The 14,882-nt window shown below is 43.3% G+C and carries 13 protein-coding genes, 2 tRNA genes and 2 pseudogenes; 7 read left to right on the top strand and 10 right to left on the bottom strand.

Annotation, left to right across the window (positions count from 1 at the left end):
- Positions 1-215 precede the first annotated feature (215 nt).
- Positions 216-291: transfer RNA gene (locus tag HEN33_RS12875), tRNA-Asn, on the bottom strand.
- Between the two features lie 100 nt (positions 292-391).
- Positions 392-1,189 carry a DgsA anti-repressor MtfA gene (mtfA, locus tag HEN33_RS12870; RefSeq protein WP_032237848.1) on the bottom strand — a complete coding sequence of 266 codons (798 nt, stop codon included), beginning with the start codon at positions 1,187-1,189 and terminating at the stop codon, positions 392-394.
- Between the two features lie 93 nt (positions 1,190-1,282).
- Here mtfA and HEN33_RS12865 point away from each other — a divergent pair.
- Positions 1,283-1,372 (top strand) — tRNA-Ser (locus HEN33_RS12865).
- Between the two features lie 668 nt (positions 1,373-2,040).
- Here HEN33_RS12865 and zinT read toward each other — a convergent pair.
- From zinT to hiuH, 4 genes are all read right to left on the bottom strand, one after another.
- On the bottom strand, positions 2,041-2,691 hold the full coding sequence (gene zinT, locus HEN33_RS12860; protein WP_176263352.1) for a metal-binding protein ZinT: 651 nt from the start codon (positions 2,689-2,691) through the stop codon (positions 2,041-2,043).
- A gap of 256 nt (positions 2,692-2,947) precedes the next feature.
- Positions 2,948-3,583 (bottom strand): protein-methionine-sulfoxide reductase heme-binding subunit MsrQ, encoded by a 636-nt coding sequence (gene msrQ, locus HEN33_RS12855; protein WP_176263353.1) that lies wholly within the window; start codon positions 3,581-3,583, stop codon positions 2,948-2,950.
- Positions 3,584-4,588, bottom strand: coding sequence for a protein-methionine-sulfoxide reductase catalytic subunit MsrP (msrP, locus tag HEN33_RS12850; protein ID WP_176263354.1), 1,005 nt, complete (start codon positions 4,586-4,588; stop codon positions 3,584-3,586).
- A gap of 108 nt (positions 4,589-4,696) precedes the next feature.
- On the bottom strand, positions 4,697-5,110 hold the full coding sequence (hiuH, locus tag HEN33_RS12845; protein WP_176263355.1) for a hydroxyisourate hydrolase: 414 nt from the start codon (positions 5,108-5,110) through the stop codon (positions 4,697-4,699).
- Between the two features lie 132 nt (positions 5,111-5,242).
- Between hiuH and hprR the strand changes: the two genes are divergently transcribed.
- Both hprR and hprS read left to right on the top strand, forming a co-directional pair.
- Complete coding sequence (gene hprR, locus HEN33_RS12840) at positions 5,243-5,914, top strand: response regulator transcription factor HprR (protein WP_001339045.1); 672 nt, start codon at positions 5,243-5,245, stop codon at positions 5,912-5,914.
- Positions 5,914-7,272 carry a two-component system sensor histidine kinase HprS gene (hprS, locus tag HEN33_RS12835; RefSeq protein ID WP_176263356.1) on the top strand — a complete coding sequence of 453 codons (1,359 nt, stop codon included), beginning with the start codon at positions 5,914-5,916 and terminating at the stop codon, positions 7,270-7,272. The genes hprR and hprS overlap by 1 nt, the downstream gene beginning before the upstream one ends.
- 107 nt (positions 7,273-7,379) lie before the next feature.
- On the opposite strand, the gene hchA is transcribed toward hprS, so the two are convergent.
- Positions 7,380-8,231, bottom strand: a complete 852-nt coding sequence (gene hchA / locus HEN33_RS12830; protein WP_000218041.1) for a glyoxalase III HchA — start codon at positions 8,229-8,231, stop codon at positions 7,380-7,382.
- Positions 8,232-8,798: 567 nt separating this feature from the next.
- On the opposite strand from hchA, the pseudogene HEN33_RS12825 reads away from it, so the two are divergent.
- The 3 genes and pseudogenes from HEN33_RS12825 to HEN33_RS12815 form a co-directional block, all read left to right on the top strand.
- A pseudogene (locus HEN33_RS12825) lies at positions 8,799-9,231 on the top strand (transposase); the annotation flags it as partial.
- Between the two features lie 77 nt (positions 9,232-9,308).
- A complete protein-coding gene (locus tag HEN33_RS12820) occupies positions 9,309-9,611 on the top strand; it encodes a hypothetical protein (protein ID WP_170876768.1) in 303 nt (100 codons plus the stop codon).
- A 286-nt stretch (positions 9,612-9,897) separates the two neighbouring features.
- Positions 9,898-11,274: a hypothetical protein gene (locus HEN33_RS12815; RefSeq protein ID WP_160530549.1), complete on the top strand. Its 1,377-nt coding sequence runs from the start codon at positions 9,898-9,900 to the stop codon at positions 11,272-11,274.
- A 184-nt stretch (positions 11,275-11,458) separates the two neighbouring features.
- Here HEN33_RS12815 and HEN33_RS27100 read toward each other — a convergent pair whose 3' ends face one another.
- Positions 11,459-11,710: an IS4 family transposase gene (locus tag HEN33_RS27100; RefSeq protein WP_349817641.1), complete on the bottom strand. Its 252-nt coding sequence runs from the start codon at positions 11,708-11,710 to the stop codon at positions 11,459-11,461.
- A gap of 712 nt (positions 11,711-12,422) precedes the next feature.
- Positions 12,423-12,749, bottom strand: a complete 327-nt coding sequence (locus HEN33_RS12805; protein ID WP_159458264.1) for a hypothetical protein — start codon at positions 12,747-12,749, stop codon at positions 12,423-12,425.
- Between HEN33_RS12805 and HEN33_RS12800 the strand changes: the two are divergent.
- A pseudogene (locus HEN33_RS12800) lies at positions 12,748-13,591 on the top strand (IS5 family transposase). The gene HEN33_RS12805 and the pseudogene HEN33_RS12800 overlap by 2 nt on opposite strands.
- 54 nt (positions 13,592-13,645) lie before the next feature.
- Here HEN33_RS12800 and HEN33_RS12795 read toward each other — a convergent pair.
- A complete protein-coding gene (locus HEN33_RS12795) occupies positions 13,646-14,719 on the bottom strand; it encodes a porin (protein WP_088541397.1) in 1,074 nt (357 codons plus the stop codon).
- Between the last annotated feature and the right edge of the window lie 163 nt (positions 14,720-14,882).

The following is a 14,882-nucleotide window of genomic DNA, read 5'->3' as shown; positions in this document are numbered from 1 at the left end:
ATAATGCTGAACTCTTTGCCAGCAGAAGGTTATGTGGCACAAAAATAACCGTAACTTCTCACTCTCGACAGGAAAGCTGTAGACGGCGTCCATAACAAAACGCCCCCAACCATAAGGTCGAGGGCGCTTAAGATGACAAACCCGCTCTTCGTTAAAGAATCAATGCTTAATGTAGATGAGTTGCATTGCACGATAAAAGCGAAATTTTTAGAATTTGGCTCCTCTGACTGGACTCGAACCAGTGACATACGGATTAACAGTCCGCCGTTCTACCGACTGAACTACAGAGGAATCGTGAGAACGAGGCGCATATTACTTAGCGGTGCCGCGTCTGTCAACACCAAATTTCATAAGTTATTTCAACTGGTTAATTAATCTGCAAACTTGTTAATTAATGAACATTCGTCGCCGAAAAAGAGTCTGTATCATTAGCATGACGTAGTCTCTGCAAAGGATCTTGTTGATAAAATTGGCAGAAACGTTGCCACAATGAAGGGAAACGAGGAGCAAAAAGCTCAGGGGCGCTAAAGAAATATTCAGAAAGTACGGCAAAACACTCAGCAGGATCACTGGCAGCATAAGCATCGATGCTCGCCGCATTTTCACCGACTAATTCGATCTCTTCCTGAATGTTGTTCATTGCGGCATGAAGATCGTGTTCCCAGCCAGCAACCTCACGCAACGGAATAAAGGGAACTCCGCTGGCGCGATCGCCGTTACGGGTGTCCAGCTTATGAGCGACTTCATGAATAATCAGGTTAAAACCAGAAGCATCAAACGAATCTTGTATATCCAACCAGTTCAAAACGATTGGCCCTTGCTGCCAGCTCTGACCTGACTGAACAATACGTTGGTTATGCACTAAACCGATATCGTCTTCCCACTCATCATCGACCACAAATGGCGCAGGGTAAATTAAGACTTCATGAAAACCATCCAGCCATTCTAGCCCTAACTCCAGAACGGGCAGGCAAAATAGAAGGGCTATCCGGCAGCTTCTTAGTGAATCCAGCTCAAAGCCCTGTAAGGGAACAAGCCGTTTTTGCTGTAAAAAACGTTCGGCAAGAGTGACTAATTTGCTTTGTTCCTGTTCCGTCAGACACGTTAAAAGGGGGATCGATAGTGCTTCCTGCCAGGGAAGGGCAGTTTGATGTGCTGATTCTTGTACTTTCCAGGGCCACTTAATCATCGTTTTGCTCGCAAACTCGTCACTTGAACAAAATTGCACGGACAGGGACTGTTAAAATGCCAAATTTCCTGGCATCATGGCAACCATCTGAACGGAGAGATGCCGGAGCGGCTGAACGGACCGGTCTCGAAAACCGGAGTAGGGGCAACTCTACCGGGGGTTCAAATCCCCCTCTCTCCGCCACTTTATCAATGACTTATCTCCTAACTTCCCGCCTTGCTTTTTCTTAACAGAACAATCGTAGAATATTCTTGAAGGTTTAGATCGTCACTGTTTTCTGTTCGATACTGTGACATTCAGCACTTGATTCGCTATGGATCAGACAGGAAGGTTTCGAGCGAAAATCTACTGTTATTCAGTCGTTTTCTTATCGGTCACCATTATTCTTTTAGACATTGATCCTATGAAACTGCCGCAAAGTTGGTGGCGGGAACTGAAGTTGCGTAGAGATGGGGTCAATAATTGAGCCAAAAAAGGAACGCGGCCGTCAGATTAAAGCCGCGGGACAAAGTCCATAATTTCCAAGAGTTGTTGAATTTCCCAGCTTTTTTGAAAGCCTTTGTATCATACTAACAAGTAAAAAAGGTTTAAATACCAAAATTAACCTATATTTCTGGTTAGCTTTACCATGACAGATGACTTGCTCCTGGAGACATTGGCGCTACCAGTCTGTATTGGTGAGTTGTGTATTTATTGTTCGCCGTTTCCTCAGTTTTTTCTACAGACATAATAAAAAAGACACGTCTCAAGCATGAGCGTGTCTGAGTTTGTCTTATTTATTTGTCTTGGTAAATTATTGTCGTTACTACCAGACACTGTTCTGTTAAATAATTGAAGTCAGCGCAAAAAAATCAATGAGACATCATCTCCTCGACCACTTCTTCGCTACTCAACTGATAGGGATAATACGTTGGCCAGTTTTCCATTTCATTCAATAAAGATTGCTGTGAATCATTACCCATAAAAATGTGAAAATGAGATGATTTTCGTGGTGCAATTATATGATCGCTAAATTGTATATATTTAGGAGCTTTGCTTTCAGGATCTTTACATTCGAATAAGTAACGAACGCCTTTCTTGCCTGATTTATAGATGAGTATTTTGTAGCCATCGTAATCATATTTACAGGATGTAGTTTCGTTATTTCTATGGAATTCAATAATGCCGTCCTCAATACCAATCATTTCGATATCTGTCGCGTAGCCTTTCTGATAATAATCTTTAACTTCTGCGAATGTTTTGGTTTTATCTGCATTCGCTTTCTTTCGAAAGACGGGGTCAAGCTTGCCATTTTGCAGTAAGGGATAAACGGATTGCCAGACTCCATCCCAGTCACTGAGCGTTCGGTTTTGTACATTGGCATCATCAAAAACACCGTTAGCCGCTTTTTGTTCGACCTCTGTTAAGGGTTTGCCGTGTGAGTGATGACCATGCGAAAAGGCAGGAGCGCTAACAATAAAGACACCTAAAGCAATAGCCAGTTTATTAAGACGAATCGCCAAAACAGTTTCCTCCAGAGTTATTGCACATGATGTGTTATGTTATATTGTAACATATGACGAAATGCAATAACTCTTAGGAAACAAGAGCATAGTTTTCTCAGGTGTATTTACCTATCTTATTGAAATGAAATAAATTATGTCGATGATTTGAGGTTGATGACAAACGAAACATAACTTGATGCGATCTGTGTGGGCCGGATAAGGCGCTCACGCCGCATCCGGCAGGGATAACGCGTACTTTGTCGGCAATATGAAGTTATAGAGATAATTTGTTGTGAACCTGCTTGCGTAGCCGGTTGAAAAGGGAAAGCAACTTCTTATACCGTAAGACTAAAAGCAGTACAGCCAGCCCAGCGTAGATGAGTGGCTGCGGTGAAATAATCTTCACTGACCACAGATAATGTATTGGGGCCAGGATCGCGACAAGATAGACGAAGTTATGCAGCTGTTGCCAGTGTTTGCCGAGTTTTCGCTGCATCGCCTGGTTTGAAGTGAACGCTAACGCAAGCAAAATTACCCAGCTGATAATACCTAACGTTAAATAAGGCCGGGTAATTAACTCCTTACCTAATAACGCCAGATTATTCACGCCCAGCTCCAGCAATGCGTAACTGGTTAAATGCAGTGTCGCCCAGGCAAAGCACCATAAGCCTAACAGGCGGCGAGTGCGTATCAATAACGGCTGTTTTGCGTAACGTGCCAGAGGTGTAACTAACAAGGTCGCCAGCAAAAATTTCAGTGCAGTGCGACCAGTAAAATGCTGAATATCTTTCACCGGATCGGCACCCAATCCACCGTGATTAATCGCCCAGACTAGCCAGAGAAACGGCAACAATCCGGCAAGATGCAGGCAAACTTTCAGCCATGTCACCTGTTTTGCTGTCAGACGCATTTAGAAATTCTCCCGCAAATCCAGGCCACGATACAGCGATGCCACCTGCTCGGCGTAACCATTAAACAGTAGCGTTGGCTGGCGCTGTACATTGAGGATGCCGCCTGAACCGATAAATCGTTCGGTAGCCTGTGACCAGCGCGGGTGATCAACATGCGGATTAACGTTGGCGTAAAAACCGTATTCGTCAGGCGCTGCCAGATTCCAGGTGGTTGGCGGACGCTCGCGGGTCAGCTTAATACTGACGATCGATTTAATCCCTTTAAAGCCATATTTCCACGGCACAATCAGTCGCACCGGCGCGCCATTTTGTGGCGGTAACGCCTTGCCATAAACACCTACGGTCATCAGTGTGAGTGGATGCATTGCTTCGTCGAGACGTAATCCCTCGACATAAGGATATTTAAGCCCGCCGCCAATAAAGCGATCCTGCTGGCCTGGCATCTGTTCCGGCGCATAAATCGTTTCGAAAGCGACATACTTTGCATTGCTGGTGGGTTCGGCAAGCGCCAGCAATTTGTGCAGTGGAAAACCAATCCACGGCACCACCATCGACCACGCTTCCACGCAGCGCATACGATAAATACGCTCTTCCAGCGGGAAGCGACGGGTTAAATCATCGTGATCGAGGGTAAATGGTTTTGCCACTTCGCCGCTGATTTTCAGTTTCCATGGATCGGTTTTCAGGCTACCAGCATTAGCGGCGGGATCGGCTTTATCCAGCCCGAATTCATAGAAGTTGTTATAACCGGAGACTTTATCTGCTGGCGTCAGTGGCAGGTTATTTTGCCAGGCGGCAGGCTTGCTGAACTCCAGCGCTTTTCCGGCGGGGGCGGGCGGACGATCGTTCCCTTTGAACCAGCTAAGCAGATCAGCATGTGCGGCGTGAGGCAAAGAAAGTGCAGCTGCGCTGATGCCCAGTGCTTTTAACACCTGCCGACGCTGCATAAAGAATACCGACTCGGCCGTAACATCTGATTCTTTTAAAAATTGATTCTTTTTCATAAGCCATTACACTTTTTTGTCGTTAGCCAGCAAGAGCCGTTTACTGTTAATCTGTCAGGGAGTCACCTCCCTAACAGTAGCAGAGATCTGCTTTTATATATTTATGCATTAACTGCCACGATAGGTTGAATACCCATATTGGCTAAGTAACAAAGGTACATGATAATGCTCGTTCACTTTATTAATTTGAAACTCAACAGGGATCTCAGGGAAGAAACTTTCAAGATTTTGTTTCTTAAAATATTCTCCAGTTTTAAATACAACACGGTAATCGCCCGTGGTTGCAGTTTGCTCGGGCCACAGTGCCTTGATTCGTCCATCCTTATCTGTTTTGGAGGTATTAAGTTGTAACCAGCCGTTATCCGCTTTCTTTTCCAGAGTGACTGTCACGTCGGCAGCGGGTTTTCCTGTTTGCTGGTTCAAAATGTGCACGCTAAGAATGTTCTGTTGTGCGGCATAAACCAAAGAAGGTAATGAAAATGCAGCCGTTGCAACCGAGAGTAGTAAATAACGCTTTAACATGTTTATATCCTTGTCATGTGAATGAGTTTTGAGGATAGCGAAAAAACGTCTGTGATAACCTTACAGAAGCATTACAATTTTGTAATGAACCAAGCTGTTTCTATAACATATGATTTATGGCATATTATTTTCATGAAGATTCTACTTATTGAAGATAATCAAAGGACCCAGGAATGGGTAACGCAGGGGCTTTCAGAAGCAGGTTATGTCATTGATGCGGTTTCTGATGGCAGAGATGGGCTTTATCTTGCGCTGAAGGATGATTATGCATTGATCATTCTGGATATTATGCTTCCGGGTATGGATGGCTGGCAGATCTTACAAACGTTACGAACGGCAAAGCAAACCCCCGTTATTTGCCTTACAGCAAGGGATTCTGTCGATGACAGAGTTAGAGGGCTGGACAGTGGGGCAAATGATTATCTGGTAAAACCTTTTTCATTTTCTGAGTTGCTGGCGAGGGTTCGGGCACAATTAAGACAACATCACGCTTTGAATTCAACATTAGAAATCAGCGGATTAAGAATGGACTCTGTTAGTCAAAGTGTGAGCAGGGACAATATCAGTATTACACTGACGCGCAAGGAGTTTCAGTTACTTTGGCTACTGGCCTCCAGAGCTGGCGAAATTATACCCAGAACGGTTATTGCGAGTGAAATTTGGGGAATCAATTTCGATAGTGATACTAATACGGTGGATGTCGCTATTCGCAGGCTCCGCGCAAAAGTTGATGATCCTTTTCCTGAAAAGCTAATCGCTACAATCCGGGGAATGGGGTATTCATTTGTAGCGGTAAAAAAATAATGAAAAGATTATCTATAACCGTCCGTTTAACCTTGCTTTTTATATTGCTACTGTCTGTCGCTGGCGCTGGAATTGTCTGGACTCTCTATAATGGCCTGGCAAGTGAGTTGAAATGGCGCGATGATACAACACTCATTAACCGGACTGCACAGATCAAGCAGTTACTAATTGATGGGGTAAATCCAGATACTTTACCTGTCTATTTTAACCGGATGATGGATGTTAGTCAGGATATTTTGATCATTCATGGTCATGGCATCAATAAAATTGTTAACCGGACGAATGTCAGTGATGATATGTTAAATAACATACCTGCGACTGAGGCAATCAGTGCAGCTGGCATTTACAGAAGCATTATTAATGACACAGAGATAGATGCTTTACGAATTAACATTGATGAAATTTCGCCATCATTAACGGTTACTGTGGCTAAATTGGCTTCAGCCAGACATAATATGCTTGAACAGTATAAAATTAATAGCATTATAATTTGCATCGTCGCCATTATACTGTGCTCAGTATTAAGTCCGCTGTTAATCAGAACAGGATTACGAGAGATCAAAAAGTTGAGTGGGGTAACGGAAGCATTAAATTATAACGACACCCGAGAGCCTGTTGAGGTTATCGCACTACCGAGTGAATTAAAACCTCTTGGTCAGGCGTTGAATAAAATGCACCATGCTTTAGTAAAAGATTTTGAGCGCCTTAGCCAATTTGCTGACGATCTCGCTCATGAACTTAGAACGCCAATTAATGCATTACTGGGTCAGAATCAGGTGACGCTCAGTCAAACCCGAAGTATCAGTGAATATCAAAAAACAATTGCCGGAAACATTGAAGAGCTGGAAAATATTTCGCGGTTAACAGAGAACATACTGTTTCTTGCCAGAGCAGATAAAAGCAATGTTTTGGTGAAACTGGATTCGCTCTCTCTTAACAAGGAAATTGGGAATTTGTTAGACTATCTGGAATACCTTTCAGAAGAGAAACAGATTCATTTTCAGGTCGAGTGCAATCAGCAAATCTTTGCGGATAAAATTTTACTTCAACGAATGTTATCGAATCTTATTGTTAACGCCATTCGATATTCACCAGAAAAATCGTGCATTCATATAACCAGTTTTCTTGATGCCAACGGCTCTCTTAATATTGATATCGCCAGCCCTGGATCGAAAATTAATGAGCCGGAAAAACTCTTCCGTAGATTTTGGCGGGGAGATAATTCGCGTCATTCTGCAGGTCAGGGGCTTGGCCTTTCTTTAGTCAAAGCAATTGCCGAATTGCATGGGGGAAGTGCTACATATCACTATTTAAATAAGCATAATGTGTTCCGTATTACGTTACCGCAAAGAAATTAACCTATGGCTTCAGTACGCCACAGGTTAACCGTGAAAAAACGCAGCCACGTCGTGAGTACTCACGTGGCTGCGATTGATTATGCGCTTATATTACAATGTAACAGGGATTAACCCACGTAAGCTGCCAGCATTTCCTGTGCTGCCAGTTTACCCAACGCATTCGCAGCGAAAGGACTGTCGCCGGTGAGCAGTTTACGGTCTTTATGAACTCGCCCGGTGATGTCGTCATTAATAATGTTCATGCCCATTTTCTTCAGCTCTTCGCCGAAGTACCAGGTGAGATGACCCGGCATATAGCCAATATCTGGCGTTTGTTTGTCTGCGGCGTCTGGGAATGCGCAAATGGAATAACCGTTCAGTGGGTTATCGCTGTGTCGAAGCGCCAGAAATGCCGCTGGGCCGTGGCAAAGGGAGATAACAAAACGGTCATTTTTGATTGCCCACTGTAAAGCGGCAGCTACGTCCTGGCTTTCTGGTAAACCAATAAGTGCGCCATGACCACCAGGAACAAAGATTGCTGCATATTCGCTGTCAGCATTGAGGCTGGCGACAATATCCGCGAGTTTCTTCGGATTGCGGAACAACGATTTATGCTGCTCAAAGAACGGCATTACCTTTTCATCTTTGTGTGGCATAGCCCAGTATTCAAACTTGGTCATCAGGCCGGAAATGGTCGCCACTTCGAATTCGAAACCTGCAGCATGGAGATGATACAACGGCAGCAACGTTTCAATCGGATGGTTACCGGTTGAGAACAATTTGCCGTTGTCGGTCGGCAAATAACGTTCGTCCGCGGCGATCACCAGAATTTTGTGTTTACCGCGATACGGTTTTGGATAGTCCACGCCATCAAGATCAGAGACAGGACTGGTATATTGGCTAAGCGAATATTCTGAAGGGAAGAATGCATTATCTTCAGCAGTATCGACCTGCGGATCTTTACTTTTTTGAACAGTCATAGTGTATTCCTTGTTGTTGCTTAGTTAGGTTAGTCACTATATTTGCGACTGAGCTGGTCGCTATTTTTAACCAGGCTGGAAAATTGAGTCAATATATCGAAAGCGGTAGGCGACGAGGGAAAATATGTAATGATGATGCTGCACTGATGTTGAATGTTTCTCACGCCAAATTTTCCTTTTTGAGTCATGTGGTCACAAGTGACTTCAATGATTTTAGACCATTATCAGAGGTCTGGGACGACGATGAGAGATTGAGTGCTATGGAATATTGCTATTCTGTTGAATATTTATATCCCGAACTGCTGTAGAAAAGGCTTTTTTCATGCACTATTTTTGCAAATATTTTTATATGGGAGGTGGTCTTGTTGCGGATTAATTCATAAAGAAATGCATTTGGGGTGGCTGGAAGAGTCACTGGTAGATGTTATTGTGCCAGGAGGGGCAGGGTAAGGTGCTGTATCGATATGTTTGGCAATTGCGTGTGCCGTAGATGGAGATGAAATGATCTTACCCAGTAATAGTGGACACTCGGCTAAGTGAGTAAACTCTCAGTCAGAGGTGACTCACATGACAAAATCTGTATCAACCAGCAAAAAAGCACGTAAACAACATTCGCCTGAATTACGCAGTGAAGCCCTGAAACTTGCTGAACGCATCGGTGTGCTGCCGCAGCCCGTGAACTCAGCCTGTATGAATCACAGCTCTACAACTGGCGCAGTAAACAGCAACATCAGCAGACTTCTTCTGAACGTGAGCTGGAGATGCCCACCGGGGTTGCACGTCTCAAACGCCAGCTGGCAGAGCGAGATGAAGAGCTGGCCATCCTCCAAAAGGCCGCGACATACTTCGCGAAGCACCTGAAATGAAGTATGTCTTTATTGAAAAACATCAGGCGGAGTTCAGCATCAAAGCAATGTGCCGTGTGCTCCGGGTGGCCCGCAGCGGCTGGTATACATGGTGTCAGCGGCGTACAAGGATAAGCAAGCGTCAGCAGTTCCGCCATCAGGTGTGTGCGCTGCTAATGTCATACTCACAGACCAGCCTTGAACGATGACCATGACGTTACAGGACTGAGAATTGGGTAACGTTGAGCAGCCAGAAGAAGTCTGTCAGTCCTATCAGGTAAATATTTCAGCAGATCAAAACCTTCAGTGTGAAGTTGTGGATGTATCCGGCACGGCGTGTTTCGGCCTCATTCTTGAGATTGACCGGGGTGTACCGACGCTGCATATCGACACAGGGAGTGATTCACTGCTGCATATTCACGCAGCTCACAACGGACTGGTACTAATACCGGATTCACCAAGCCATGGATTTGAAAATGCCCCAGTAGATCGTTTTTCGTATAACAGCCCGTCCCTGTGGGTGCCAGGGGTGTAACAAGGTATTAAACCCAGCGGCATAGAAGCCAAGGGTAATTAAACAAACAACTAAATAGCTCAGGGGATTACTGATGAGCGATTTTTGATAGTTCCGTTCAGATATATAAGGTGTAATTGTGCCAGAGATCATCTCAGGCACAATTTATTAGCCCAGGACGTTAATTTAAGTCGCTGCACTGGTAACTTGGGTGTTGACAGTTAGGGCTAAGATATTCAGCGGTGGTGTTAAATTCGGATTGTTGTGTATAAATTAATAGTTCATCGTGAGGAATAGCGAGGTTACTATGGTTAGTGTGACGAGTAATATATATCCAAATAAAACAGAGAATGATAATAGCCAGTTACAAAATCAGAATCTAAGGGAGAGTATCGAAAAAAGCCTCGAGAGTAATATTTCTAAGTTAAATGCGATGGAACAAAGTGGCCTGCTCGATAATTATAGGGCAAGGTCTCACGATGACAGTTTTCGTGAAGTTTTTCGCAGTTTATTATTATACATTTTAGATTCTTTTCATATCTATCGACATGATATTAGTGATAAATTGGTTCCTTATTTTCATGTTACGCCTGAATCGGAGAATGCGAATTATAAGACATGGATTGCCGTTACAGGCATGGATAGTTATACAAAAATTGAGCAGACCGGAAGTAATAAATTTAAAGTCACTGATATGTATCGTGAGCTCAATAACAAAAAAAAATGTTTTGATCGAAAGAGTAGGGAACAGGATTTTAGTGGTCGAAATGTAAAAGAGTTTATAAGGTTATTATCAGATCACGATCAATTTGAAAAACATCAACTCTCAGAATTAACAGTTGCTGCAAATGCTCTTAAGCTGGAAGTTGCTAAAAATAACTATAACATGTCTTCCTGTACTGATAAGCAAACCGAATGCCGAATGATCGAGCTTCTAAAGGAACAAAAAGATTTAATTCCAGAACAGTATTTACATCAATCAGGTATGGAAAACCTTACGCTTGGAGAGGCGGAATTTAGCTCACTCCTTGCAGATGCAAAAAGACAAGTTCTGGAGGGAAGTTCATTTGTTTTATGTTGTGGTGAAAAAATAAACAGCACTATAAGAGACTTACTTAGCGAAAAATTTCATGCCAACGAATCTTTCACTCGCTCTGGATCTCTTTCTCATGATGTTTATGAGGAAATATTCAAGAAATTTATTTTCAAATCTGATGAATGTCATCTGGTGAGAGAGTCTTTAGAGCAGGATCGTATAACGCCAGAAAAAAGAGAAGAAATTATTTCTTGTTTATCCAGTCCTACCGGGATTGGAAATTTGTTTTATGCTTGTTCACAAGCATTTCATGTTGCTAATGATAACGCTGCACATGATGTGCGTAGCGCCGCTCTAGCTGTTAGCGATAAATTAATTGATTGTCCGAGTTTTGTTGCTTTGAATGGTAGACATAACCATCTTCATGCCGATTTCTCAGCAAACGGATTCACACAAACCCTTTACGTTTTAAGAGCAGTCGTAAATAGCGAGAATAACAACTTTGATATTGCTAATTATATCTATACCACTAAAGGCGAAAGTATCATCCATAACAACGCTGAAGATGATAATCGGTCAAGGGATAATGATATCCGCAATATAAAGAGAAATTTCTCTGGCAATATTACGATTGCAACTTACAAATAATTCGCTTTTTTCAGTAATACGCGCAAAACGCTTACCTCTCAGGTAAGCGTTTTGACGATAAACCCAACATCATTAGACCAATACATACCCCATATCTACTTGAACAACATCGCGCTTATCGTTAAGGTATGCGCGTTTTTATCCGCCAGAATCCAATCATGATCACCGTTGCCCTTACATACCCTTACCCACAAGTTTTCTGGGATATTTCTATGTCATTAATTGACAACATTAATCGTGTTAATCCTGACCATATTGCTTTTGGGCCTGGTGGCGAATCATTTTTTCTTGCCAGATATCCTCCAGGTCTCGCCAACATTACTGTTGCTGTTTTTATATCAGGAGGATTTTTCGGAGGTGCTGTATTTTCAACAAGAAGCCAGAGGTATTTCCACTCATCTCCGGGGGAAATAAATTTGCTAGATATTTCTGGCATAGTTTTATACAATGAGATTATATACATGATTCGCCAGTCTATTATTAAATATAGCGCGAGACTGTTCCGGGTTCTTTCAAACGTTTCAAGCTGTAATGTCTCAACCTGACATCCACTTTTTAATACTTAAAAAAAACTTCAATTTTCCAGTGTTGTAAATACCACTGAATAAGTTGTGCTGGTTCCGTTAAATCTTCAACAGGAATACTACTCATTAACTACCAGATAAGAGGTTGGGTCCCTTTCGGTGGGTTTCTTTCTTTTGCAAGCAAAACTGTTACGGTTACCGGAACACAACGAAGCTTTCCTCTACGTCCGGTGGGGGGATGCAGTGTCAGTCTGGCCAGGCGCAATTCCTGTGTCACTGTTCTGGCTGGCTGCCCCCGCCCATCTGGTATAGCGAATTCAACCAGTTGCTGCGGTGTAATCTCCATGATTCTTTCGTGCAACAACCTATGATCCCGTTTTCCATTGATATTCAGCGTGGCTCTGTTATTAAATTTCATTCTGACAAGCCAGTCAGCTTTTATTCCGGGAGTCTGTTCTGCGTGTTCAAACAGATCATAAAAATCGCCTTCGCGCTCAGAAATTGACAATACATGGGTAGCAGGGCATTGGCGGGCCAGTTCTGTTGCTTTATTATATCCTTCAACCCAACGCCAGGTTTCTTTTTCACTGACATGTTTTTATGAAGTAAATCATTGCAGATTTCTTATCGGGTATTTTTACTGGTCTTTAATTCATCCCTGAACCACTGATAGTCATCATAAACCCTAAGGCAAACACCTGACTCACTGATGACGAGTTGAGGATGAAGAAATAAGTTTCTTTCATCTTTATATTTTTTAGGACCAACTCCCTGTTTTTCATTCAGACCAGAATAATTAAGTTCAATTGTATCCTGTAAAACTAAAACTCTTTTAAACTGCTGAGCTCTTTCAATGATGTTTTCTTTGTGAGGAGCCATGATTTTATTAGGCTGTGTCCCGTAATAGTTTGAGCTATAGTAACGGTCTGTTTCCACAACATATTGAACCATAGCTCGCTACGACCTCCCCGATGAAGCATGGGCCATCATCAAGCCCTTGTTGCCCCCTGAACCTGCCACACGACGGGCCGGGCGCCCATGTGCAGAGCATCGTAAAATCATCAACGGCATGTTCTGGGTATTGTGTTCCGGCGCACCATGGCGCGATTTACCCGAACGATTTGGGCCATGGAAAACCGTTTATAACCGCTTTAACAGGTAGTCAAAGTCAGGCGTGATTAACATCATTTTCAACAGATTGCTTTCACTACTTGATGCGAACGGCTTTGTTGACTGGTCTGCCACAGCGCTGGATGGCAGTAATATCCGGGCACTAAAATGCGCCGCCGGAGCTCAAAAAAAATTCCGATATCGACGGAGATAATGGGCTGGGTCGCTCTCGAGGCGGTTTGGGCACCAAAATCCATCTGGCAACAGACGGAAGCGGCCTCCCGTTAAATATCGTGCTAAGCCCCGGGCAGTCTCATGAAAGCCAGTTCGCGCAACGACTTCTGGACGGCATTGGCGTTCATCGTCAGAACGGTTGCATGAAACGCCGTGGTCATGTTGTGCTGGCCGCCAAAGCGTACTCCGGACTCACATTGCGCAACGAGCTGAAAAATAAAGGCATAAAGGCAGTCATCCCCCGAAAATCAAATGAAAAAATGGCATCGGATGGACGAGCACGGCTTGATCGCGATGCATATCGCAATCGCAACGTCGTTGAACGGTGCTTTGGTCGCCTGAAAGAATACCGCCGCATCGCTACGCGTTACGACAAAACGGCGAGAAATTATCTGGCGATGGTGAAACTGGGCTGCATCCGACTCTTTTATCAACGGTTGCGTAATTAAGGGACACAGCCTAGTGTTATGTTTTACAGTAACACGCCGAGGCGTGTTGGCTGATTAGAACTGGTAGACGATACCAACTGCAAACTGGTCATCAGTTGCAGCATCGGTAATTGCTGCATCATCTTTATCCAGCAGGTTAAATTTGTATGCTGTGTAAACGTTCATGTTCTTATTGAAGTAGTACCAAGTACCAACTTCGATGTAATTTACGCGGTCAGCATCAACACCTTTATGTCCATCACGAGCATAAAGATCTTTGCCTTTGGAATATACGTAGCCTAAAGACGGACGTAAACCGAAGTCGAACTGATACTGTACAACAGCTTCAAAGTTTTGGGTTTTATTGGCGAATGCATCATTCGCCAAAACGGTCATGTTGCGGGTTTCACCGTACATCATTGCTGCATAGATATTATTTGCATCATACTTCGCGGCTAATGACCACACTTCAGCGTTATCACCGTAGCCGTCACCAGCTTGTTCATTAGTACGATCAGACTTGCTATACGCACCTACAAAACCAAAACCATCGATGTTGTAGTCTACAGACAACGCATAGCCATCACCATTTTGTTTAGTAACGCTACGATTGCTGTTCTTACCTTGATATTGAACAGCAAAATTCAGACCATCAACCAGACCAAAGAAATCAGAGTTACGGTAGGTTGCAACACCGTTGGTACGACCATTCATGAAGTTGTCAGCGGAAGCCCAGGAATCGCCACCCCATTCAACTAACATATCGGTATAAGCTGCGGCATCATAAGCAACACCGTAGTTACGACCATAGTCGAAAGATCCTAACTCGTTATATTTCAAACCCGCGAAGGTTAGACGGGTTTTTTCCTGATTAGAGCCTTCAGGCTTGCTAGCGTCGAGGTTGTATTCAAACTGACCGAAACCAGTCAGTTCGCTGGTGATTTGAGTCTCACCTTTAACACCGAAACGAGCATACGAGGTATCTTCGTTTTCGCTGTTATTATCATCAGTGTTTGACCAGATGCGTTCGCCAACCATCTTGCCGTAAAAATCAACTTTATTGCCATCTTTATTATAAATTTCAGCCGCATTTGCTGCGCCAGCAACTAATAACGCCGGGACCAGCATTGCCAGAACTTTTCTTTTCATTATGTATTCCCTTGTGATTATAATCTTCATGAATATAACAATAAGTGCCGTTATCCAAAAAAAGCACATTTGGATACTATTCTATGAAGTTCATTTTATTTTAAGGATTACATGTAACAAATGTATTTAAAAGATTTCAAAATGTTTCTAGTCTATTTAATAT

This window comes from Escherichia sp. 94.0001 (assembly GCF_013369155.2).
GTDB classification, from domain to species: Bacteria; Pseudomonadota; Gammaproteobacteria; order Enterobacterales; family Enterobacteriaceae; genus Escherichia; species Escherichia coli_F.
This window is presented reverse-complemented; position numbering and strand designations above follow the sequence as displayed.